Below are 23,908 nucleotides of genomic sequence, written 5' to 3' on the forward strand. Positions count from 1 at the left end.
TAACGTTGATTTTATTGAGTGATGGTGCCCCCGCACGGAGTCAAACTGCGGACCTATTGATTACAAATCAAGACTCATCTCTTAAATAACCATTAGTTTGCAACGACATTTCTTAAATGATTATGACTTGGCAACACTATGGTAACAGTGGTAGAGTTTTTTTATGAACCGCAAAGCCTTCACCCTAATAGAACTCTTGGTCGTAGTAGCCATCATCGGTATCTTAGCTGCAGTAGGAGTGGTTGCTTATAATGGGTATACTAGTAGTGCTAAAAAATCAGCTACTACAGCAAATCACAAAAATTTAGTAAAATATATAATGAATGAAGCAATGAAATGCTCAACTGGTGCAAGTACTGCAATGAACGGAGAATTAGATTGTTCAAAACAAGGGGTCCAAACTTGGAAAGATTATGTTGCTAAAGCTGTAGAAAGGTCCTTAGTTGATTTAAAAAATCCTTATAATTCGTCTGAAAAAGCCGTCACTCATGGTGGAGGTATAACTAATGATATTCATGTAGGATATAATAGGATGTTGTCACCTGGAACAAAAATTCAAGTCATGACTTGTGTAAAAACACCATGTTCAGGAACCAGATGTCAAATGCCAAACCACGTATGCAGTGATGATATAATTTTAGACTAATGAAAATTAAAGCCTTCACTCTAATAGAACTCCTAGTCGTTGTAGCTATCATCGGTATTCTAGCTGCAGTAGGGGTTGTTGCTTATAATGGGTATACAGGAGCGGCTAAAATTTCTACAGTTAAAACAAATTATAAAAATATTGAAAAAAGATTAACAAGTGGCATCACAGCATGTATGTCGGGAATAGAAATTGAATTTGGTCCTTTTAAAAACAGAAGTCCAAATACTTGGACATGTTCTGGAAGTTTAAATGCTGATAATATTACTTTTAATACTTATCTTGAAGTTAAAGATAATATAAAAAATCCATATGATTCAAATGCTGCTAAACCTGTCGATTGGAGTAATGGAAGATGTCCACCTGCAACAAATCCTGCAAAAGGACAGATAATTTTAGGTTACGCACATAAGAATAATACCTGTGGTATGGGGGGGAATGTTTCCTGTATTAAAGCAAATATTGGAGATTCAGACAAAGATGGTAATGATGATTATTTAGAAAAAGAAATAAATCTCTGTGAATTCTAAAAATAAAAAAGCCTTCACTCTAATAGAACTCCTAGTCGTAGTAGCAATCATAGGAATATTAGCTGCAGTAGGTGTGGTTGCTTATAATGGGTATACTAATAGCGCTAAAGTATCTGTCTCAAAATCAAATCATAATACTGTCGTAAAAAAACTTAATTTATTAATACAGGAATGTCATTTAAGCCCAAATAGCAAAGTTAAACTGAAGATGTCAGTTTATAATAAAAAAGAATATGAAAAAGGCTGCTGGTATGATGTGAATACATATTTATTTTTTAGGGAGTATTTCACAAACGATTTAAATAATTCAATAGAGTGGAAAAATAACCATACTAAGGAGCCTTGGGGTAGAAATTATGTTGCAACTTCTGGAGATAGTTGGGCATGTACTCAGGAAAAATATATTGGCTATGTCTTTGTAAATTATACAACTTCAACAAAAAAGATTGATGTTTGTACTTGTATAGATTCTCCTTGTAGCAATAGTTCAAATGTTCAATCTTATCAAACCCAATGGCAATAAATGAATTATAGAGGCTTCACCCTAATAGAACATTTTAGATATAGGATTATATGGGAGAACTTGTACAAGACTTGTACATAGAGAGATAAAATAAAAAAATTTTACTTATTCCTCTTGTTCAATTATAAATATTAGCATAAATACTCATGAAATTCATTAATGCCCTCGTGGTGAAATTGGTAGACACAAAGGACTTAAAAGCCGAGGGATTCACAGACGAGTCAGTCCATAGCAGTCCAGGGTAGTCTAAACATCCTATAAAATCTCATAACTTTAATTTAGCTTTCAATTAAGATTAGAAAATGACGTTAAATTAATTTGTAAAAACCAGCACAAGACCAGCACATAGAGAGATAAAACAATTATAATTTATATCAAAATATATATATGTCAACAGCTGTTGATAAATTAAAAATATAAGTCAACAGTTGTTGACTCTCAAAATAATATCTCCTAAACTTTATTTTTATTTTAAAAAAAGGAGCAATTATGAATAATAAAAATAAGAATATGAGTCGAAGACAAGCAATTAAGGGAATGGGTGCGGTAGCATTAGGTACTGCAGCATTGGCAGCTTCAAGTACTGCTAAAGCAAATGAAAACAAAACTAAAAAAGAACTTGATGGAAAAACAGCTCTAATTACAGGTGGAGCACGTGGCATTGGCTTGGCAAGTGCTGAAGAGCTTGCAAAAGCAGGTGCAAATATAGTTCTTTTTGATGTAGCAAGTGATCTAGAAGGTGTAAATTATTCTTTGGCTACTGATTTAGATTTAGCAAATGCAAAGGGTAAAATAGAGTCTTATGGTGTTAAATGTATTTCTTATAAAGGAGATGTAAGAGATAGATCTGCCCTGTCAGGTGCTGTAAGTATGGCAGTTAAACAATTTGGAACGTTAGATCATGTTGTAGCTAATGCAGGAGTAACACAAATTGGAATGATGGAATATTTCAGTGAAAAAGAAATTCAAACTGTAATTGATATAAATGTAACTGGAGTTGTGAAAACCATACAAGCTTGTATACCAATTATGAGAAAACAAAATTCAGGAGGAATAACTATTCTATCTTCAGTTTTAGGTCGTATGGGTGAAGAGTGGTTTCCAGTTTATTCTGGCACTAAATGGGCTGTAATTGGATTAGCAAAAAGTACCGCTTTAATTATGGGAAAACATAACGTTACTTGTAACGCTATATGTCCAACTGTTGTAAAAACTAAACTCATGAATAATAAATATGTTCTAGGAGCAATGTCTCCAGAAAACCCAACATGGGAAGGTCTAGAGACTATAATGAAAACATGGAGAAACCCACTTCCAATGGGAGCATATAGCCCTAATGAAATTGGTGAAATGGTCAAATTCTTTGCAAGTAAAAGTGGTCAAAAAATTACTGGTGAAGTTCTAGGAGTAGCAGCAGGTTTGTTTGCACGTAATACAGCTTAGATATTCTTTCTTTTGGATCAATCTTTAAAACCCTATTCAAATTGATCAAAAAAACTATAAGTCACCTTATATTTATTATAAGGTGACTTGTTATGTTTTTAAAAGATGAAAAATTCAAATAATTCAAAAAAAATAATTTTTAATACTGCTAAAAAACTTTTCTGGACGAAAGGTTACTCAAATGTTTCAGTTCGAGATATTGCCAAAGAATCTAAATATGACATCGCTCTTATCTCTAGGTATTTCGGCAGTAAGAAAAAACTTTTTGAAGAAACCTTAAAAGATGTTACGGAATGGTTTGTTAATGTAAATCCAAATAATGTTGTTAATTTTATGGTTGAAGGTCTAATGGAAAATTCAAATCCAAAAGATGATGTAAACCTTGTTAGAATGCTATGTATGAATTCTGGAGATCCAGAAGTTGGCCATATAGTTAAAAAATTTCATAGAGAAAAAATGAGAAAACCAGTAATAGATGGGATAAAGAAAAAAATTAAACCTATTAATTATGATTTAATGGGTGCAATTTTGGTAGGAGTTTCTATTGCACGAAAAACTCTCGACAATCCCATTTTGAGCAAACTGAATGATAAAGAATATGAGAAGGTATTGAGACATTTATTTAATGCAGCATTAAATTATAAAAGTTAATTATAGGATTTTATGGGATAACCAGCACAAGACCAGCACATGGGAAGATAAAATAAAAAAAATTTACTTATTAAACTTGTTCAATTATAAATATTAGCATAAATACTCATGAAATTCATTAATGCCCTCGTGGTGAAATTGGTAGACACAAAGGACTTAAAAGCCGAGGGATAGAAGTTAAAGTCAGTCCATAGAAGTCCAAGGTAGTCTAAAACATCCTATAAAGTCCCATTAGTTTAATTTAGCTTTCAATAAATATTAAAGAATAAGGCTTAATTAATTTGTGTAAACTTGTACAAAACTTGTACATGGAGAGATAAAAAATTATAGTTATTTAATGAATTTTAAGTTTAAACAACCACCATTATATCTCTATATAATTCTTTGGATTGTAGCTTTGGCACTTGGCTTACAGTTGGATAAAAAAATTCAGAACTTAAGTGATTTATTTGGATTAGTAGTACTAATAATGCCCATAACATTTGCGTATATATGGGTGCTAAGAAATAAGATTAAGATATTTAAATACTATAAAAAAATTCGAAAAAAATTTAAACACGTATTCTATACAATTGAAGGTTTGGTTTGTGTTTTTATTTTTAGTGTTATTGTAAGTTTAATTTCGTTAGGTGGTTACAAAAATTTAAAAGAAAGAGTTCTGCTTGAGTATATTGTATGGAATGATAAGTCTGGTTTTCTGTGTTCTCCAAATGGAATAGCTTATAAAGGATATGGAAAATACTCCCAGTATTTCTTTAAAGCACACACTCAATTTTTAGATTATTTCCAATTCAAACCTTATTCATTTGTTAAAGAAGTTTATGCACTAAAGGATGAAAGTTTGTTTAATTTTAACGTTTGTAAAGCTACTAGAATATTACTAAAGGCAGCTCATAAAGGCAACCAAGTAGCCAAAGATATGCTGGCGGCATATCCACCATCTTTAGATATTTTTTATGACACTAATTTTGAGTATTTATTGCAGAGATATAAAGAGTCATTAGATGAAAAAAAATTATATAATCCAGCTCTTATATATACAGGATCCTATAATACCAAAGGAGGCATTGAAGAGAGAATAAAGAGGTATAAAGAGGCTGCAAAAGAAGGTTACCTTTTAGCTATGGAAGACTATCTTTTGGATGTTTCTAAAGATTTTGATTTTAAAATTCATAAAGATGAGTGTCCATTTATTTTAAAGTATTCTGAACATTTATCACAGCAAAAATCCCTTATGGCTGACGCTTTTAAGATATTTTCTTTAATGGGAATGATTGGAGGTTCTCAAACTAAATTAATCTATGAATGTTCTAATAAAAAAGTTGATTTTGATAAAGCTATAATTTTGATAAATGATTTTCATAATTACATTGGCTACAAAGATACATCAAGGTTAGCTACAGTCTATCCTGCTTTAATATATTTTAATGGCTGGGGTAATGTTCAAAAAGATCAAGAACTTGCAATTAAATTTTTTTTAAAAAATATGGAAGATAAATACCCATCAAAAGTGTCAAAAGCCTACTTGTCTCTTAATGAATTAAACAATTATCAAGATGGTTTAGAATTATTAAAAGAAATATTGGTCTCAGAAGTTACAACTTATAAAGCTACTAGATATATTTATTGCAATAATATCAAATACGATTTCGTAATACCAGTGGTTGCTAATGAATCAAAGACAGAGAAACAGACTAGAGTATCAAAATATTTAAAACCATTAAAAATATGCTTAAGTAATTCTTCTAGAGAAGGGAGAATTGAGTCTGTTCAATCCTACATTAAATCATGGATTGATAATCGATTTAAAAATCCTGAATTTGTAAAAACTTTAAATTTATATGGTGAAGATACTAATATTTATACTCAAATTATTAATAATCTCCCTAATGTGTGGAATAGAATACATAATAAAAAGGTTGAATTTAAAGAATTAGAAAAAAATTCAATTGAAATTATTGTAACGGGAGGCCCATTTTCAGACCAAAACTTATTAGATTTTATCTTTAATCTTAATAAGATGTCTATTGTTGAAATGGCATCCTTAGTTGCACTTAAAAAAAGTGATAATCTTGATCCATCTTCTTGGTCGTTTACAATTAGAATACACTTATTAAAATAATGAATCAAAAAGCCTTCACCCTAATAGAACTTCTAGTCGTAGTAGCCATCATAGGTATTCTTGCTACAGTAGGTGTTGTTGCTTATAACAAATTTACTCTTGCTGCAAAAAAAAGTGTCACAAAACAACAATATAAATTATTTGTTAATTTAATGGAGTCACAACTTGCTTTCTGCTACTTGGGCGATTCTAATATGAAACTTATGTATAAACAGGAAGACCCAACTTACTATGATTATTCCTGCAAAGTAGAAAGTCACATGCGAAATGGAAGAACTGCACAGTTAATAAATTTTATGATTAATCATGCAAAAAACTTAGGCGGTGGATCAAAAGGTGGAAAGACTGAAGGAGGTCAATGGTTAAATCCTTATTCGGAAGGTGGAATTAATGCAAAAACTGGAAAAAGGTACAAGGCAAGTTGGGATCCTGGAAATGCTTTTGATGATGGTCCTAAAGGAATGATACAAGTTGAATTGAAATATCCTTGTGATCCATATTGTAAGATAGTTATATCGACACAATATGATGACTCACATGAACCAAGAGTCTGCAACAAAAATTGTAAAAAACTTAGTAAAGAAATTATTGATAAAAGAAAATCAAAATAATTAAATTAATGAAGCAAAAAGCCTTCACCCTAATAGAACTCCTAGTCGTAGTAGCTATCATCGGTATTCTAGCTGCAGTAGGGGTGGTTGCTTATGATGGGTATACGAGTAGTGCTAAAAGATCAGCTACGATGTCTAACTGTAAGCAGGTTTCAAAATATATAACAAATGAAGTCATGCTATGTACATTAAATCCACAAAGTTATGTGATGAATGGAAAATTAAATTGTTCATATCAAAGTAGATATGAATGGCAAGATGATGTAGCTGATGCAACTGTTTTGGCATTAAAAGATGGATATCAAAATCCTTATGACAAAAAAGCTCAGTCTATGACTAAAGGTGGCCAATATTGGTATGACAAAGATGTTGGATTTATAAGAATACACACTGAGGATCCAAAATATTTACATGTGATATGTTGTTTAGAAAAACCATGTGGTAGCCCACCTCATAAAAATATTTATGAAAGTTTCCCACGAATTGAGTAAACCAAACAATTCAGGCTTATTGAATATTGTTATAGGATATTATAGGAGAACTTGTACAAGACTTGTACATAGAGAGATAAAATAAAAAAAATTTACTTATTCCCCTTGTTCAATTATAAATATTAGCATAAATACTCATGAAATTCATTAATGCCCTCGTGGTGAAATTGGTAGACACAAAGGACTTAAAATCCTTGCCGCTTGCGGAGTGCCAGTTCGAGTCTGGCCGAGGGCACCACTAAATGAGCAAGCTTCAGATAATTTCTGATAAAAATAAAAAATCCTTTAACATTAAAAAGTTATTAGTAAAAAAAATAGATAGTCATCAATTTAAACAAAACAATCTTATAATTGTTATTGGTGGTGATGGTTTTATGCTTGAAACTTTAAAAAAGAATAAAAATTCAAATAAACAATTTTATGGAATTAACTCAGGAAATTATGGTTTCTTGATGAACAAATTTTCATCAGAAAATATTATTAAAAATTTAAAAAAAGCAAATATGATTTCTATTTCACCGCTAGAAATGATCGTTAAAAACAAGAATAATAAAATAAAAAAATCCCTAGCTATAAATGAAGTGTCAATTTTAAGACAAAGTAGACAGGCTGCCTCATTATCAATCAAACAAGGGTCCAAACAGATTATAAAAAAACTAGTATCGGATGGTGTTCTAGTTTCAACACCAGCTGGTAGCACAGCTTATAATTTATCAGTGCATGGACCTATACTTAGTCTAAATTCAAAAAAATTATCAATTGCTCCAATCAGTCCATTTAGACCAAGAAGGTGGAAGGGTAAAATAGTCAATGATAGATTAAAGATTATAATCATTAATTTAAATCCATCTAAAAGACCCATCAGTGCTGTTGCAGACAATCTTGAAGTTAGAAATGCTAAATCAATTATAATAAAGACCAACAATAAAATTAAATTTAACCTTCTCTATGACAAAAATAGAAGTTTACAAAAAAAAATAAAGATTGAACAATTAAGAAGAGAAACTACTTAATTTTAAAGTGCTAACACAAGAACAAATCAAACAATATCAAGATGATGGTTTTGTAATTCCTGATTTTAAAATGCCTGAAAATGATCTTTTAGAGATTGAAGAGAAGCACAATCAATTAATTAAAAAATTTCCAGAATATAAAAATTATTGTCCAGCTGTACTTTTAAAAGATGAAAGTTTTTTAAAATATTGTTTAAATGAAAAGATAATAAATTTTGTTGAGCAATTATTAGGCAGAAAGTTTGCTTTATGGAATTCAAGTTTTTTTGCAAAACCTGCTCACAATGGCTTTGAAACTCCTTGGCATCAAGATGGTCAATATTGGCCAATAAAACCACTTGCAACATGTACTGTTTGGTTAGCAATTGATGATGCAACCGAAGAGAATGGGTGCTTAAGATTTATAAAAGGATCACATAAAGATAAAAAACTTAAAGATCATTTTAGAAATAGCAAAGAAAATTTAACATTGCATCAAGAGCTTAACAAAAATGAATATGACATTTCTAAATCAGTTAACCTATTACTTAAAAGAGGGCAAATTTCCCTTCATGATGTTTATATGGTTCATGGATCAAAAGAAAATAAATCACCAAACTCAAGACGCGCAATGACAATGAGATTTATGCCTCTATCGAGCAAATTTGATCATGAATTTACTTTCGATAGCAAACCATCATTTAAAATTGATAAGATTTATCCTAGAAGAGATTAAGAAGTGGTGCCCCTGCACGGAGTCAAACCGCGGACCTATTGATTACAAATCAAGACTCAAAGTTTAAATAAACACTTGTTTGCAACAATAATCCATAATATTTTAGGTCTGGTAACACTATTGTAGCAATGATAAGTTTTTTTATGAAAAAATTTCTAAATTTTTTAGTTATATATTTATTATTATGTAGCAATACTTATGCGGCTACAAAATATACTTACTTATCTTGTAAAGCTATTATAAAAAAAAATGAATCCAAGGGAGCTGCCTTTTCATCAAATAATGACCATTTAAAGATTGGATCAAACAACGGTCATTACTTTTATAAATTTAAAGATAACAAAAAAAAATCTAAAGTTTGGATATATGATCAAGGTACATTTGTAGAGTCTGATTGGAAGTCAATGAAGCCAAAAAATTACACGCAAAATGGAGTCAAATGGGATGAAATTAATAAAAAAGATCATTCATATACTTTTGTAGATATGGCTCAGGCTGAAGGAAATATTTTAACCGCAGGCTTTGTAATACAAAAAATTAATAATGAATACTTTAATACCACAACATTTACTTGGGATAAAAATGGACAAAATGAAATTGATTTAGCTATGGATCAAAAATGTTCTGTTGTAGACAAAAAAGATCTTAAATTATTTCTTAAGAATGGTGTTCAATATTAACAAATTGTATTGATAGCACTATGGTAGCAATCATTGTTACCAAATAACTAATTTTTGAATTTAGCAAAAATAATAAGTGTTGATTTTATTGAGTGATGGTGCCCCCGCACGGAGTCAAACTGCGGACCTATTGATTACAAATCAAGACTCATCTCTTAAATAACCATTAGTTTGCAACGACATTTCTTAAATGATTATGACTTGGCAACACTATGGTAACAGTGGTAGAGTTTTTTTATGAACCGCAAAGCCTTCACCCTAATAGAACTCTTGGTCGTAGTAGCCATCATCGGTATCTTAGCTGCAGTAGGAGTGGTTGCTTATAATGGGTATACTAGTAGTGCTAAAAAAACTGTTGCAAAACAAAATCACAAAATGATGGTAAAAGAATTTAATGTTATGGTTACAGCATTTGATTTAAATGGAAGTATAAGCAGAAAAGTTAACGGAGGTAATTTACAAACTTTTACCACAAAAACTTCAGCATTTAACTGTTCACCATTTCAACATCATTTTAAAGACATTAAATCTCCATATGCAACTTCAGTTGAAGTAGGTAAAGACCAAGATAATCAAGCATGGGGTGGAACATGTTGCAATTATGGAAAAGTTGGATGGACTTATATCTGGGAAAAATCTGGAGGATACTGTACATTCTCCACCTACATTACAGATACTGAATTAGTTTATGATGAAATTAAATGGTCAGACTAAAGCTTTCACCCTAGTAGAACTCTTAGTCGTCGTAGGGATCATTGTTACCAAATTACTTATTTTGAGATTTGCAAAAATAATATGTGTTGATTTTATTGAGTGATGGTGCCCCCGCACGGAGTCGAACCGCGGACCTATTGATTACAAATCAGTAAGCTTTAAAATATTTCCTTTCATTACTGTTGATACTACTTACTTCTAGACTCCCGTCAAGTTAAGCTAATATAATTCACTTGATATTCACTTACTTGATTTATTCTATATAACCCGTTTTAGCATCACAAGTATAATGCTCTAAAAACTTTTTATTCTTATAATCATATTTAGACATTGTCATTGTAGGTTTTGTATCACCTGCAAATACGATCATTTGAAAACCTAATTCGTAATCTGCAAACCTCGCTGTAACATGATCTTCACCTATGTCTAATTCATTAGCCTTAATCATCACAAATTTATCTTTTTCTTTATCAAAATACTGTAGACCTACAGCTTCTAGCGTAAATTTTAATGGTTCATATTTTTTACCGTACATTGACTTCATATTAAGACATGAAATTTTTAAACCCTGATCTGCATTTGAAATTGTTGGTAACAAAATTAAAATAACTAATAAGATTCTGATCATTTAACTATCCAAATCGTTGATTGTTTTACAAAGTTTGCTAGCTTCTAATACAGAAGGTACAAGTTTATCTAATTTCCAATTATTAGTCGTTATATCAAAGTACTTAGCAGCTTTAAAATCGATACCATCTACTATTTCAATTTCGTACTTTTGAAATTCATCATAAAACTCTTTAAGAAAATAAACATATTCCTTAATAGGATATGAACCTAAACTAAGATGAACTCGATAACCCATTAAAAAAGGAGATATATCTTGAACTGAAGCTGTTATATCCGCACCATTTAACTTAATTGGAATATTCTTATTTAATAATTGTTTAATATCACCAGGTTTCTCATAAGTATAAACGGTAAATGTATTATAAACTTTTTCACAATTATCCTGTGTTCTAATCCAAAAATTTAAATTATCACCATGAGTAACCTCTCCACTTACACGAGCAAAGGATAATGTTTCATATCTATCTATAGTCCACTCTTCTTCTTCGGCTTGGGCATGATAAGCAATCACTAACAGGAAGAGAAATAAGTGTAAGGATATAAATATAAAAAAGCGTCTCATGATTTGAGCTCCACTTTTATTCCATTCTTTTTAAGGATTTTTATTATTTTATCCCAAATAATACTATTATGGGTACCGGGACTGATTTCGAATTTAAAGGTTTTTTTATAAACTGGTTCACAATGTTCGTAAGCCACGTAAGCACTTACGTGACAAATTTTGGCAACTCGGTCTATTTCCATATATCGGAACTCCTATTATTGATTGATTTTTTAATGGTTAGTAGTTTGTAGTTAGTGATGGTTCCACTCCTCTTCATATCAAGAGGTTTACGTAGCAAGGGAGATAATGAAAAAAAACGTAAACGAGTGAAAAGGAATGAAATCCAATGCATGTTTATAAACTAATCATCAATCTGTGACTCTAGTAAGTCATAATTTTGTTTAAAAAAAGAATTTTAAACATGTATAATTAAATTGATTCACTTATGAAAAAAATTACATCTATAGATTTATTTGCTGGAGTTGGTGGTATGAGAATATCTTTATCAAAAGCTCTTAAAAAAATGGGTTATGAAGATGATTGTAAGCTTTATTCAGAAATCAATAGTTATAGCCAGCAAACTTATGAAAAAAATTTTTCACCTACAAAATTAATTGAAGATATTAAATCAATTAAAGAAAAGGATATAGAAAACACAATACCTGATCATGATATTTTATTAGCTGGCTTTCCATGCCAACCTTTTTCTAGAGCAGGAATATCAATAAGAAAAAATTTAAATAGAGCACATGGTTTTGATGATAAAGATCAGGGAGATCTATTTTTTAATATTTTAAGTATTTTGAATATTAAAAAACCAAAAGCTTTTATTTTAGAAAATGTACAAAATTTAAAGACTTATCAAAATGGCGCCATATTAAAACAAATGCTAAAAAAATTACGAAAAAATTATTATGTGCCTGATCCTCAAGTACTGGACGCACAAGATTTTGGATTAGCCCAAAGAAGGAGAAGAATATTCATTGTTGGTTTTTTGAATTTTAAAGGTCAATTTAATTTTCCAAAACCTAGTTATAAAAGAACTTTAGTTAAAGATTTTTTAGATATCTATCCGCCAAAAAAATATATTATCTCAGATTTACTTTGGGATAGTCACAAAAAAAGAAAAATTAGAAATAAAAAGGCAGGGAAGGGCTTTGGTTTTAAATTAACTTATCCAAGCGACAAAGCAACAATCACAATTTCAGCAAGATATTACAAAGATGGCAGTGAATGTTTATTACATAGAGGAGAAGATAAAAATCCCAGAAAATTAACTCCAAGAGAAGTTTTTAGACTACAAGGTTTTCCAGAAAGCTTTAAGTTCTCAGTATCTGACTTACAAGCATATAGACAAGCAGGTAATGCCGTTCCAATTAATGTTGTTGAAAAAGTATGTTTAAATGTTGCTGAATACTTAATTTTAAACCAAAAAAACTTAGTTATTAACAAAAAAGCAAGTTAGCTAAATTATTTCAGCTTCTTCAGCCTTATCAATCACTTTGAGAGCACTTTTTGCCTGTTTAGGCGAAGGTTGTTTTTTCCAATTATTTAATGATAGCATCCAAAGACTAGTCATTATTTGTAATTGTATGAAATGAAAATCATCAGAGTTCTTGAGCCCAAGCAATCATTTTTTCCCAATCTTTTGTACTTAAACTTTTACATTTTTTTATATTGTCCATGTCTTCAGGAGAAAATATTTCTTTTGCAACTTTTACAGGTTTACCAGCTACTTTTTTAAGATTTGTAAATTCAGGAGGTGTAACCGTGAAAGTAAAATTTCTGTCTGTTAATTCTTCCCAACAGTCTTCCTTTTTACACCATTCTGAAATATTTCTTCCCTCAGCAGTTTTTTGAATAATTTCATAAATTTTTGTGCTCCATTTATTAATCAAATCTTCAAATTGACGAGAAATACTTTGATCGGCCCAAATTAAATCAAAATTTATTTTTCTACTTGTGTGGTAAGAGATTAAAGATACTGTGTAATTTAAGACTTGAGATCTATAGCCAGCTATTGATTGATTGTCCTTTATAATTTTAGAAGTTTTATTAAACAGAATAGAAATAGCACAATATTTTTCAAAAAACTCATCATCAATCTTTTCATGGAATTTTTTATCATTAAGTAAATTCATAAAGGTTACAAAGCTTTTTTGAGCACCAGTGCAAGCAACATGAGGATCTAGATAGTGCCAACAATTTATAAATTTAGCCAAATCTTCTTTAGTAAATTTCATACTTGATGGAGAAATTTCTAAAAATTTTGATTTTTTATCTTTACCTAAGTCTTTTTGTTTCATTTTTTGAACTTGATACTCACCTCTCATACGCTCATAAAACCATTGTTGACCCTCTGGAGTTCTAATTTTTTGTGATAATTTTTTAATATCAATATGGAATTGATGATTTGATGAAAAATCAGCTTTTTTAACTACGTTTTGAGTATTTGCATATTCTGATATTTTAGGAACAACTTCATCTAAGTATTCTTTTTTAACCAAGGTAATTTTTGCTGGTACTACAACTTTAGAAAAATTTGTATTATCTTGTTTTTTTGTTCGATAAAGAGTTGCTGTTGTTTGACCACCGTTAACAATTTGAAAACCCGTAGCAGACTTTATAAAAGAACCATCCTTGTCATTATCCAATTCAATATCATCAACCACAACTACAATACCATTGTTATAAGAAAAAAATCTATCAGGTTCATCAATTAGAGTTTGTCTAATTCCTTTATTTATTTTAGTTCCTAATTGAAGAAAGGATCTAACATTTAAGCTTAATAATCTTTGACCAAATATTCTATAAATATTAAACAAAATATCCCCAGGTATAAAAGCCATATAACTACTAATTTTATCAGAGGATTTATGAGCCAACATACATCTAACTTTTTCTCTGAATTTACTAAAATCAACTCTGATATTGGTTGAATTTGCCCCTCCAAGACTTGAACTAAATATTCTTTTATTATCAAAAAGAAAATTCTGAAACTCTACTTTCCCATCTCTTTGCATGGGTGGTGTTTTTTCACACTCACAATTAGTCAAGACTATTATTCTTACTGTGGTGATATCTTTATAATTTTTAAAAATAATTTTAGATATATCGTAAGCATCTTCTTTTTTATTTATCTTTTCATGTAATTTTTTGGTTGATTGAAGATAGAAATTTTTTGCAGACTCAATTAATTCTAAAACTTTATTGTATTTGATTTCTTGTATTTTTTCAGAAGGATCATGATGAGATATAAATAAATCTAATCTTAGATCTTCTTCACTAAATGAATAACCATTTATTTTTATATTTGATTTTGATATTTCTCTTTCAAAGAAAACAAGCTCATAATCTGATATTGTTCCATTATCATAAAGTATATCAGTATAAATTTTTGTTAAAATTTCTTGAGGCTGATCATCACTGTCATCAATTTCATTTTTTACTCTTAAAAAAAAATCTTTAAAATAAGCATTTTTTAATGATTGTTTAAAATCGGATTTCATAAATCATTTATTAATTCTTCTTCATTTATTCTAAATTGTTCACATTTTTCAAGGTCAATTTTGTAAGTAATTGATAGGTCAGATAAACCATCAGGAACAACATACTCTTTAATATAAGGGAAATTCTTATCAATATTAAAAAAGTTATATTTATCAATTTTATATTTTTGCTTATATTCATTTTTATGAATATCAAGATATCTACATTGGGTTAATTTTAAAATGAAATCATTAAATAATAATTCTGAATCTTCTTTTAAAATTTTTGAATAACTATCAATAATCTCATTTAAAGATGAACCATTAATATTTTTTTTTATTTGGATAAAAATTAATTTTAAATTCTTGTCATAAACAGGGGCAATTTGATTAGTGCTTGATGTATTAATTATTTTTGTATCAGTACTAGTTGTTTTTATCTCAAGAAGTGTTTTTGGTAATGTAAAATCATGTTTTTTTGATGGACCTGTCCAATAAGAAAGTGATGCTTCTTTATCAAATTTTTTTCCTAATATTTCTTTTAATGTTTGAATTTCACCAAATAAACCAATTTGTTCTTCTGTTGTAAGTTTTCTTGGAACATTTTCTTCTTCAAAAAAATCTTTAGCAAAAATTAGATTTTTTAAAAAACACTTTATACTTTTTTCTCCATTTAAATTTTCTAAATAAATTTTAGTCAAAATCAAATTTATTAATTTAACAAAAAATTCTTTATATTTATCTTCATTTACATTCATAGTAATTTTATTATTATGAAAATTAAAATTCCATCCTTTAGCTTTTGGAAATTTAGTATTTGTGATATTTAGTTCTTCAATTTTTATTATTACACCTGGAAGATAATTTTTATTTAATGTAAACCAATAATTGTCATGAGCCTTAACAGCCGCTCCATCAAGAAAATTTTCATCTTTTTTTCTTTTGTTAAGAATTTCAATCCAAGCACTATCTAATTTTTTTTGAAATTCAATTGAATTCATAAAATTAAGAAAATAGATCGGGATTAAAAAATTCTTTGTATTCTGCTTCTCTATGCTCCCTTGCAGCTTGGTTCATTGCCACATTATATATAAGCTTATCATCGTCATCTTCATTTCTAGATGGAGGTGTTATAATTTGCCATCCAATATATTTATCTTTTTCCTCATTGTAATTTTCTTTAAAGTTTGTAGACCATGGATAAATTATAAGTAAACCTTCTTTTCTTTGTTGCCTTATTTTTTGTTTGAATTGAGCTGGTAGAAAATTAATTTTTCTTCTAAAAATTACACATTTACCAGTTTTTTGATACAACTTTAACCATCTTTCTATTCCTTGGTTATATTCTTCTTTTTTAATATCCATAAATTCAGCAAGTGGATCTGATAATGTTTTTATTGAAAAAAAATTATTATAAGGTTTAAAAAGCTTTCTTTGTTGAAGAGGAATTTCAATTTTACCTTTACGAAATTTAATATTTGAATATTTAACACCTTCTTTGATACTAAAAATTCCTAAATTCCAATTATTGATCTTCTTAAATTGACTTAATGCTTTTATTTGAGCGGCAATTATTTTACATGTCCACTCATGTGATGGGGGACATCTATAATTACCAAAGTATTTTATAATATCATTTACATCAACATTTCTCCATAAATAAGCTTTTCTGAGCTTTATTTGTTCATATCCTTTTTTAAAAATTTTTTCTCTTATCTCTTCTGTTTGTAAATTGTTGTCAATTTTTTCATCTTGAAATGGTAATGGATTCCAAATTTTATCTCTTTCAAGACTAGCATTTATTTCTTTTTCTGTTTCATATTTAGATGATAAATTATCAATCAACTGATTTGTTATTTCAATATTTTTAACCCGATCTTCATTTTTATAATATAAAACTGGAGTTCTACTGGTTGCAGAGAATGATGAGTATGGTTCTGGTATGATTTTTATATCTCTTGCTTTTGTTTTAGACACAAGATTCCATCCAGGAAAACATGGTACTTCAATAGCATAGTCGGCTGGACTTCTATTTTGCTCAGAAAGATCTTGAAATTTTTCTCTAGCCTTTTCCATAGTAAATGAAAATTGTCTAAATAGAACATGTAATATTTTTGGTACATAAACTCTCCATAAATCCTCATATCCTTTCCTATAACCAAACCATCTTCCCATTTGAATAAGAGTGTCCGAAGTTGGCAATTTTGCTACACGTGTAAAGTAACTAACTGATAAACCTTCTAATGTTATTCCTCTAGATATGGCTGCTCCTCCAATAACAATTACATTCCATCCATTTTTATGACGGTCGTAATCCAAAACATCATCTGACTGGCTGTTTATTTGAACTATTTCTAGAGGTTTACTTTCTGAAGTTATTGTCTCTAATATTTTGTTCCAAACTATATCAAATTTTATTTTATTAGATTGAGGAAATTTGTCTGTGTTAAAATTTTTTTGAGTGTCATTGACCCATAAATTGTCAAACTCTTTTTTGATATCATCGCGAATTTTTTTGTCCTGACTATAACTTATCTTTTCTTTTAAGCCATCAATATACTTTTTAACTTGTTTAAATACTAGACCTTGCACACTTTTAAATCTACTAACATGAATAAGCATAGAATTATGTTCATTCATATTTTTTCTTAAATATCTTGTTGCAATATTAATCAAGAAAACATTTATTGCTTCTCTTAGACTTGGTGGAATTGTGTCTTCTTGTTTATACAAACATTGAGATCCATTTGGATGATAAAGAGGCAACCATCCTTTTACTTCATCTTTATCTTTAGCCTCATCTCTATATTTTTTGTCTCTTTCTTCTTCGTCTATTGAACCATCTTCTTTTATAAAAATGTGGTCATCATGATCATCCCTATAATCATAAACCCATTTAACCTGAGGTCTTTCGTTTTTGTCTATATTTTCAGATAAACTTACAATTTCTTCTTCTGGATCATAATTTTTTTCTGCTACACCAAATACATCTTCAGGTCCAATATGATCTTCGTATCTTTTAAGCAATCTTATAAAATCTTTAGGAAAGATATCTAAACCTTCATCTTTTTTATTTGATGAATAGTTTATAAAAGCATTTGCTAATGGAGTTGCTGTATAACCAACATAAGCACTTCTTTTAAAACACATTAAAATTCTTCTAATTAATTGGTTTGTTTTTGAAGGATCTGAATTCTTAAACTCTTCTTGAGATATTTCATCCCATTCATCCTGTGGACCCTTAGTTTTTCTTGTTGAAATATCAATTGATGCACTATCACATTCGTCATCGACAATTAATAATGGTTGATCACAAGCTAATTGATATTTTGGCAGTAATTGTCTATGTGTATCACTCCTCCACTTTGACTCATTCCAAGTCCATTCTTTATTTGTTTTTTCCATGCCTTCTTGTTTATTCAACCACATCAAAATATTTGCTAAAACTGAGACATTTTTTTTTACAACTAAAATAGTAGGGTCTAAATTTGTCATTGATATTTGTTTAGCGCTAGCAGCACTAAAATCATTTTCAGCTTGAATAACTCTTATTCCATCTTTGTAAATATAGTCTGGTTTAGCTGTTGCAAAAAAAACTTTATTAAGAACCTCACCTTGTTGAGAAGTTTTTATTGTATTTTCTTCAATTCTTTGTTGGGTTTGTGCTCTTAAAGCGTTGTAAATTCCACTAAAAACTATTATCAATTTATAACCGGAGTCTATCGCCTTTGTTATTAAGCCTGTGTAGTGAGAAGTTTTACCAGACTGAACATCTCCAACTACCATTCCTCGAGTCATCCAGCTACCGTTTCTTTTTGGATCTTCTAATAAAGATAGTATTTCGTCAGTTGAGTCATTTAAATCATCAAAAGCATTTCCTAATTTAAATCCAGATTTGCTTTTATACCACGCAAATTGAGCATTTGTATTATTGGCATTTTTCCAAATTTTTCTATCTTCGGTAAGCCATTCAATATGATCTCTTTTTTTTGCTATTAGAGTAACATCATTTTCAATTACTTGTGCAAACGAAGATTCTAGGAAGTCTTTTAATTCATTTTCAAATTTTTTAGAGTCAGAAAAATCTTTTACAAAAGATTTTAATAAATTATCAATATCTTTAGCTGTACGAGGATACCATTTTATAGGGTTAGAAAATCCTTTTTTAGAAGCATAGGTTAATTTGTAAGCAATCAGTAATTGTTTTAAACTATTTAATTCTTCACTCATTTGATCCTTTAATTGAATTCTCAATTTTAATAAGTTCGTCTTCATTAAGAACTGAGTTTTTAAGCATTCTAATTAATTCATTTTTCTTTTTTGATGTTTCGTTTATTGGTTCTTTGTTTTCACCATTCATTAAATTTATTTTTTCCAAATAATCTTTTCTTATTTGTATTAAACATTTACGAATTTTGCTATATGCATAACCTGGAATATTTACTTGATTTTTAGAGTCTGTTATCCAATCCTTACTTGTTTCGATAGGTATTTCTATTTCAATTCTTAGTCTATTAAATCTTTCATTTATTCCCCAAAATTTATCAGCATTTTTTTCACCTAAGCCAAACCATCCTCCATAATCTATCACTCTATTTTTTCTTAAAAAATATAGACCCTGCAGTTCATTTCTAGTTTTTCCCAAATTTTCATTCGTTGTATCAATAGGAATTATATAGGGGGTAATTTTTGTAGTCCCACCTTTTAAAAAACTTATTTTAGAGCCAGGTAAAATAATTGTATTTGGATTATCTTTATAAAATGGGTCAAATTTTTTAGTTTTATTTACATCTTCTGTTCCATTAAAAAATAAATTAATTTTATTTTCTAATAAATATTTATGATAGATTAATTTAAAGTGTTTTTTTGCTTTATCACAATCTTCATAAAAATTTGGACCTCTTTCACTTGCTCTTAATTTTGCAAGATTATCTAAATCTGACCAAAGAATAATCGTGCCACTTTTTTTTGAATTAAGATCTTCTAAATGTTTTTTTACAAATTTATGCTCTATACAGCTTGGCATATTATCTGTAACACCATCTTTAAGATTAAGAGTTTTTTTAATTAATTCATCTTTTTTTGTAATTACTGTAATTGAAGTACAGTGATTAAAGGAACCAGCTTTCAAACCTAACCCATATACTGAATGGTCATTTTCTCCTTTGTCCACATGTTCATCTTTAGGTATGTTAAGAGCTCTATTTAAAAGTACGTCCTTATTCATTCCATCACCATCATCAATAACCATAATGAAAGAATCTTTACCTTGGTCATCGCTCCAGTACATATATGTCCAAATGTTTTTAGCATTATAAGTAATGCTGTTATCTGCTAATTCTGCTAAAGATTGTTCTAAAGTATAGCCCCTCGATCTAATCTTTCTAAGTATAAAAGCTAAGTTCATTTAATTAATCATTCCCTCTATACATATTCCATTCCTCTGCAATGATTTGATAAGCAAACAATTCTTTTTGATGAACAATCTTATCTGAAGCAATCATTTTAGATAATAATTGTATTGTCTTTTCTCTATCAGATTGATCTGTAATTTGCTTAGAAGTTTCTCTACAAATTTTAGTATAATCTTTAGTATTTTCTATTTCATCTATAATAGCGTTAACTTTGTCGTTGGAAATATTTAATTCAGATGAAATTTTTAAAATCAATTCTTTTTCTTCTTCCATATATTTTTTGTCAGCAAAAGCCATGAGTAAAAGTAATTTGAGAATAAATATATTATTTTTATTTGTCATAATTTTTAAGATAACAAATTTATTTTGGATTGTAATTATTTCTTAAAATCTCTTTTAGAACAAAATTTAGACCTAATAAAAACAACAAAATATAGTCTATTTATATTTATGAAAAGTTCAGAAATTCATGAAATTTCAAATCAAATATCTAAAGAATTAAGATTATTTTCAGATCCTGTAAGACTTATTGTTCCACATTTACTTACTCACGCTAAAAATCGAAGAGATTTTTATATATTATTTGAGTTATCTAAATTTAATTCAACAAGAAATCAGATTTTAAACATAATAAAGAAAGATCAAAATATTATAGAAAAATTAAATGAATTAATAAAAAAGAGATCCAACTTAACTCTTTTAAAAAGAATTAATTTTACAATTAAGAAAATTGATAAAGCAGAACATACTAATTAATGATAGATTACATTTTTTATTTATGTGTTGATATTCTAATTTGGCTAGCCAAAGTCACTGGTACTTCATATGAATTTATCAATATTTTAATATTTATAATTGGATATCCTTTATTTATTATTGTTTTAATAATAATTATTTATAGGCAAAATAAAAAAATTAATAATCTTACTGAAAAAGTTTAATTTGATTTTTATAAGTATTGATTAAAATTTTCTTTACCAAATATTTTGTATCTATCAGATAAATTTACTACAAAAATTTTCTCTCTTACTCTAGTTAGTGAGGTATAAAATTTATTGTCAAAAAAATTACTTACTTTAGTAGGGATTAACATAATAACATTCCTTCTTTCCCAACCTTTAAAACTTTGTATCGTACACATTTTTAATTTTCTACCCTCAATATAGCTTTTTGTTTTTTGGTCCCAGACTTTATCTGAGACTGAAAATAATTTTTTTGATCGCTGAATTTTAATTTGCTCCTTATGAAATATATCTGATATAGCAAATTTTTTTGGAAAGATTTCTATAATTTTTTTTTTTAATTCAATTCCTTCATCATGATCTGGAACAAGTATAACTATATCTGAAATATCTGTTTTAGTATCATTTTGTAGATGATCTAAAATCTTACAGATCTCATCTCTTGCTTCTACAATATTAGATACATTTATCCATTTAGAAAAAGGATCTATACTAAAAGGTAGAGATTTTTGAGAAATAGTATTTTTATCAATTAAAGGGTTTTCCTCTGTATTTAAATTAGATAAAAATTTTTCTGAAAATCTATTCGCTAAATCGATATGTTCATCTAATAATCTATAACTTTTTTTTAAAATTCCCCATCTTCCAGAGCCAATACCTAAAATTGTTGGTTTTTTTCTATTATATATGTTTTGTTTGTCATCAATTGCGATCAACATTTCACCATTTTTATTTAAAAAACATCTTAATAATTTAAACCAAGAATCTTGAAAATCTTGTCCTTCATCAACTAGAATTGCATCATAATTATAAGATGAATCATTGTTATTTTTTTTATCATTTATTATTTCTTCTTTTTCTTTCTCTCCTAAGTCTTCAATTTTACCTCTTGTAAAAGTTGTTGGTACTGGAAAAGGTATGTCTCTGTCTTCTCTATAGGCATGACAAAAATCTTGAAAATAAAAAACATCAATTTTACTTTTATCATATTTATACTTGGTTCTATTAATAAGTTCCTTCAAATAATTTTTTAGAGTAATATTAAAACAAATTACTAAAACTCTTTTTTCTGTTGCGGCTAGACTTGCTGCCCTTATTGCAATTATTTTTGTTTTACCACAACCAGCTACACCAGAAACTTTCTGAATTTTATTTGGTGTAGACCTTACATATTTCTTTTGATGTTCATCAAGATCATTCTCTGATATCAAATTTTTTCCTTCTATAGAGTGTAAAGGTGGAGATATCCAATTTTTGAATTTTAATAACCAATCTTGATTTGAATTAATATTTTTTCCTATTTTTATTAATGGTATAAACTGTTCAATATTTACATTTTTATTTAAATAATCATTTCCAAAAACAATACATTTCATTTGATCATAATTATTTAAAAAATTTCTAGCTTCTTCAGTTTTGCAGTTATGAAAATAAACACCGCATTTTAAAAGACTATATTTTCGATTATCATCAAATATTTCTCTGTTTATATCGTCTATGCCAGCCAACATTCTTTCTTTATATAAAATAGTTTTTGTTGCAGGATTAACATCTCTTCTTTCATTATTATTTATAAATATTTTACAAATTTGTTTTCCTTTATGGTTTTTAGTTATTACTTTTCGATATTTTGATCTTTCTATTTTCCAATCTTTAACTTCTATAATCATTATTCCTTTATGTTTACTTGCAATTACTATATCTGGAGTTGTTGGCCTTATAAAAGAACCCCATCTGTTTCTTAATTCGGGTTTAGTATGAATCATCCATTCATCTGACAAATTTTCATCTAAATATTTAGCTAAAAAATATTCACCAGGAGTGAATGGCATTTCAATCTCATCTTTAGCGTTAAAAACTTTTTCTCTTTTTTCGTATTTCTCCAATATTCCAATTGGAAGCACTCTTTTATTGGTTGTCATAATTTTATCTAATTTAGTATATATATTTACTTATTATTTAAAAATTTTAACTTTTTAAAATATAAAAAATGCTTGATAAAATTAAAAAAGGAGCACAGACTTCATTAGATGTTAGCAAAAAAGCTGCTGAAGTTTCAATAGATGCAAGCAAAAAAGCTGCTGAAGCTTCAATAGACGCTGGCATAAAAGCTAAAGATCAATCAATTAAATTTGGAAAAAAATATATACGAAAAAAAGCAATAGAAAGCATTAGAGAGAAATTAGAGTTTGCTCAAAAAGAAGAAAGCGATTTCACTAAAGAACAAATGAGAAAAATGATAGCTAAAGAAGAAAAGAAAATTGTTAAAAGCCTTGGCTTAAAAGGTGCTTTGACAACTATTCTAGCTCTTTTTGGAATTACAAATATTTAATGTTTAAATTTTTAACAAAACAATTTCTTTATGGACGTCTCTACCTTTGGACAAAGGAAAAAATAGGTGGAATATTATTTTTATTCATAGCCATATTTTTAGTCATCTACTTTCATAATGAATATTTAAATTATGTAGAATATAAAAATAAATTTGACGGAGGTTATATTGGTTTATCTTTTATTATAAAAAATACGTTAATTTTAATTGTAGCATTCATTTATTTTTATTTTTACTCATTCTTAAATCGAGCAAAAAAAATAATTAAGAAAAACGAAGAAAATATCAAACAAACAGAAGACACGGAAATGGTTGATAATTTAGATCATTTTTTAGAAGACGATGAGATCGATAGAAAGGGTTAATGGTTGAAACAGTAATTATTATCGAACTTGTAGG

25 protein-coding genes and 2 tRNA genes are annotated in these 23,908 nt (G+C 28.4%); 18 read left to right on the forward strand and 9 right to left on the reverse strand.

Annotated features, from left to right (window positions below; translation table 11 throughout):
- Nucleotides 1-163 precede the first annotated feature (163 nt).
- The 13 genes from ACIJYI_RS02540 (at nucleotide 164) to ACIJYI_RS02600 (ending at nucleotide 10,139) form a co-directional block, all read left to right on the forward strand.
- Entirely contained in the window at nucleotides 164-646 is a 483-nt protein-coding gene (locus ACIJYI_RS02540; protein WP_435114547.1) for a type II secretion system protein, read from the forward strand.
- Nucleotides 646-1,176, forward strand: coding sequence for a type IV pilin protein (locus ACIJYI_RS02545; protein WP_435114548.1), 531 nt, complete (start codon nucleotides 646-648; stop codon nucleotides 1,174-1,176). Before ACIJYI_RS02540 ends, ACIJYI_RS02545 begins: the two co-directional genes overlap by 1 nt.
- Nucleotides 1,166-1,699 (forward strand): type IV pilin protein, encoded by a 534-nt coding sequence (locus tag ACIJYI_RS02550; RefSeq protein ID WP_435114549.1) that lies wholly within the window; start codon nucleotides 1,166-1,168, stop codon nucleotides 1,697-1,699. The genes ACIJYI_RS02545 and ACIJYI_RS02550 overlap by 11 nt, the downstream gene beginning before the upstream one ends.
- Nucleotides 1,700-2,188: 489 nt before the next feature.
- Complete coding sequence (locus ACIJYI_RS02555) at nucleotides 2,189-3,142, forward strand: SDR family NAD(P)-dependent oxidoreductase (protein WP_435114550.1); 954 nt, start codon at nucleotides 2,189-2,191, stop codon at nucleotides 3,140-3,142.
- Nucleotides 3,143-3,247: 105 nt separating this feature from the next.
- The gene (locus tag ACIJYI_RS02560) at nucleotides 3,248-3,793 is read left to right on the forward strand and encodes a TetR family transcriptional regulator (protein WP_435114551.1); all 546 of its coding nucleotides are present in this window, start codon (nucleotides 3,248-3,250) and stop codon (nucleotides 3,791-3,793) included.
- 337 nt (nucleotides 3,794-4,130) lie between these two features.
- Nucleotides 4,131-5,915, forward strand: a complete 1,785-nt coding sequence (locus tag ACIJYI_RS02565; protein ID WP_435114552.1) for a hypothetical protein — start codon at nucleotides 4,131-4,133, stop codon at nucleotides 5,913-5,915.
- Nucleotides 5,915-6,526: a type IV pilin protein gene (locus ACIJYI_RS02570; protein ID WP_435114553.1), complete on the forward strand. Its 612-nt coding sequence runs from the start codon at nucleotides 5,915-5,917 to the stop codon at nucleotides 6,524-6,526. Before ACIJYI_RS02565 ends, ACIJYI_RS02570 begins: the two co-directional genes overlap by 1 nt.
- An 8-nt stretch (nucleotides 6,527-6,534) precedes the next feature.
- A complete protein-coding gene (locus ACIJYI_RS02575; protein ID WP_435114554.1) occupies nucleotides 6,535-7,017 on the forward strand; it encodes a type IV pilin protein in 483 nt (160 codons plus the stop codon).
- Between the two features lie 152 nt (nucleotides 7,018-7,169).
- Nucleotides 7,170-7,255: transfer RNA gene (locus tag ACIJYI_RS02580), tRNA-Leu, on the forward strand.
- Between the two features lie 4 nt (nucleotides 7,256-7,259).
- On the forward strand, nucleotides 7,260-8,030 hold the full coding sequence (locus ACIJYI_RS02585) for an NAD kinase (protein ID WP_435114555.1): 771 nt from the start codon (nucleotides 7,260-7,262) through the stop codon (nucleotides 8,028-8,030).
- Nucleotides 8,031-8,037: 7 nt separating this feature from the next.
- Nucleotides 8,038-8,745 carry a phytanoyl-CoA dioxygenase family protein gene (locus ACIJYI_RS02590; protein WP_435114556.1) on the forward strand — a complete coding sequence of 236 codons (708 nt, stop codon included), beginning with the start codon at nucleotides 8,038-8,040 and terminating at the stop codon, nucleotides 8,743-8,745.
- 143 nt (nucleotides 8,746-8,888) lie between these two features.
- Nucleotides 8,889-9,425 carry a hypothetical protein gene (locus ACIJYI_RS02595; protein ID WP_435114557.1) on the forward strand — a complete coding sequence of 179 codons (537 nt, stop codon included), beginning with the start codon at nucleotides 8,889-8,891 and terminating at the stop codon, nucleotides 9,423-9,425.
- Nucleotides 9,426-9,662: 237 nt separating this feature from the next.
- Nucleotides 9,663-10,139: a type IV pilin protein gene (locus ACIJYI_RS02600; protein ID WP_435114558.1), complete on the forward strand. Its 477-nt coding sequence runs from the start codon at nucleotides 9,663-9,665 to the stop codon at nucleotides 10,137-10,139.
- Nucleotides 10,140-10,242: 103 nt separating this feature from the next.
- Here ACIJYI_RS02600 and ACIJYI_RS02605 read toward each other — a convergent pair.
- From ACIJYI_RS02605 to ACIJYI_RS02615, 3 genes are all read right to left on the reverse strand, one after another.
- Nucleotides 10,243-10,337, reverse strand: a tRNA-Thr gene (locus ACIJYI_RS02605).
- Nucleotides 10,338-10,392: 55 nt separating this feature from the next.
- Nucleotides 10,393-10,767, reverse strand: coding sequence for a hypothetical protein (locus tag ACIJYI_RS02610; RefSeq protein ID WP_435114559.1), 375 nt, complete (start codon nucleotides 10,765-10,767; stop codon nucleotides 10,393-10,395).
- Nucleotides 10,768-11,280, reverse strand: a complete 513-nt coding sequence (locus ACIJYI_RS02615; RefSeq protein ID WP_435114560.1) for a hypothetical protein — start codon at nucleotides 11,278-11,280, stop codon at nucleotides 10,768-10,770.
- Between the two features lie 478 nt (nucleotides 11,281-11,758).
- Between ACIJYI_RS02615 and ACIJYI_RS02620 the strand changes: the two genes are divergently transcribed.
- A complete protein-coding gene (locus tag ACIJYI_RS02620) occupies nucleotides 11,759-12,778 on the forward strand; it encodes a DNA cytosine methyltransferase (protein WP_435114561.1) in 1,020 nt (339 codons plus the stop codon).
- Nucleotides 12,779-12,920: 142 nt separating this feature from the next.
- On the opposite strand, the gene ACIJYI_RS02625 is transcribed toward ACIJYI_RS02620, so the two are convergent.
- Genes ACIJYI_RS02625 through ACIJYI_RS02645 form a run of 5 tightly spaced genes read right to left on the reverse strand, consistent with a single transcriptional unit; the run spans nucleotide 12,921 to nucleotide 20,557 of the window.
- Nucleotides 12,921-14,822: an AIPR family protein gene (locus ACIJYI_RS02625; RefSeq protein WP_435114562.1), complete on the reverse strand. Its 1,902-nt coding sequence runs from the start codon at nucleotides 14,820-14,822 to the stop codon at nucleotides 12,921-12,923.
- On the reverse strand, nucleotides 14,819-15,802 hold the full coding sequence (locus tag ACIJYI_RS02630; RefSeq protein ID WP_435114563.1) for a PD-(D/E)XK motif protein: 984 nt from the start codon (nucleotides 15,800-15,802) through the stop codon (nucleotides 14,819-14,821). Before ACIJYI_RS02630 ends, ACIJYI_RS02625 begins: the two co-directional genes overlap by 4 nt.
- Nucleotides 15,803-15,806: 4 nt before the next feature.
- Entirely contained in the window at nucleotides 15,807-19,031 is a 3,225-nt protein-coding gene (locus ACIJYI_RS02635) for a Z1 domain-containing protein (RefSeq protein WP_435114564.1), read from the reverse strand.
- The gene (locus ACIJYI_RS02640; protein WP_435114565.1) at nucleotides 19,024-20,208 is read right to left on the reverse strand and encodes an ATP-binding protein; all 1,185 of its coding nucleotides are present in this window, start codon (nucleotides 20,206-20,208) and stop codon (nucleotides 19,024-19,026) included. Before ACIJYI_RS02640 ends, ACIJYI_RS02635 begins: the two co-directional genes overlap by 8 nt.
- Before the next feature lie 4 nt (nucleotides 20,209-20,212).
- Nucleotides 20,213-20,557 carry a TerB family tellurite resistance protein gene (locus ACIJYI_RS02645; RefSeq protein WP_435114566.1) on the reverse strand — a complete coding sequence of 115 codons (345 nt, stop codon included), beginning with the start codon at nucleotides 20,555-20,557 and terminating at the stop codon, nucleotides 20,213-20,215.
- 108 nt (nucleotides 20,558-20,665) lie between these two features.
- On the opposite strand from ACIJYI_RS02645, the gene ACIJYI_RS02650 reads away from it, so the two are divergent.
- A complete protein-coding gene (locus ACIJYI_RS02650; RefSeq protein ID WP_435114567.1) occupies nucleotides 20,666-20,971 on the forward strand; it encodes a hypothetical protein in 306 nt (101 codons plus the stop codon).
- Nucleotides 20,971-21,156 (forward strand): hypothetical protein, encoded by a 186-nt coding sequence (locus tag ACIJYI_RS02655; protein WP_435114568.1) that lies wholly within the window; start codon nucleotides 20,971-20,973, stop codon nucleotides 21,154-21,156. Before ACIJYI_RS02650 ends, ACIJYI_RS02655 begins: the two co-directional genes overlap by 1 nt.
- 8 nt (nucleotides 21,157-21,164) lie before the next feature.
- On the opposite strand, the gene ACIJYI_RS02660 is transcribed toward ACIJYI_RS02655, so the two are convergent.
- Nucleotides 21,165-23,099, reverse strand: a complete 1,935-nt coding sequence (locus tag ACIJYI_RS02660; protein WP_435114569.1) for a UvrD-helicase domain-containing protein — start codon at nucleotides 23,097-23,099, stop codon at nucleotides 21,165-21,167.
- 68 nt (nucleotides 23,100-23,167) lie between these two features.
- On the opposite strand from ACIJYI_RS02660, the gene ACIJYI_RS02665 reads away from it, so the two are divergent.
- On the forward strand, nucleotides 23,168-23,509 hold the full coding sequence (locus ACIJYI_RS02665; protein ID WP_435114570.1) for a hypothetical protein: 342 nt from the start codon (nucleotides 23,168-23,170) through the stop codon (nucleotides 23,507-23,509).
- Nucleotides 23,509-23,874 (forward strand): hypothetical protein, encoded by a 366-nt coding sequence (locus tag ACIJYI_RS02670; protein WP_435114571.1) that lies wholly within the window; start codon nucleotides 23,509-23,511, stop codon nucleotides 23,872-23,874. Before ACIJYI_RS02665 ends, ACIJYI_RS02670 begins: the two co-directional genes overlap by 1 nt.
- The last annotated feature ends 34 nt before the right edge of the window (nucleotides 23,875-23,908 follow it).

The sequence above is a fragment of the Candidatus Pelagibacter bacterium nBUS_36 genome (assembly GCF_051201215.1).
GTDB lineage: Bacteria > Pseudomonadota > Alphaproteobacteria > Pelagibacterales > Pelagibacteraceae > Pelagibacter.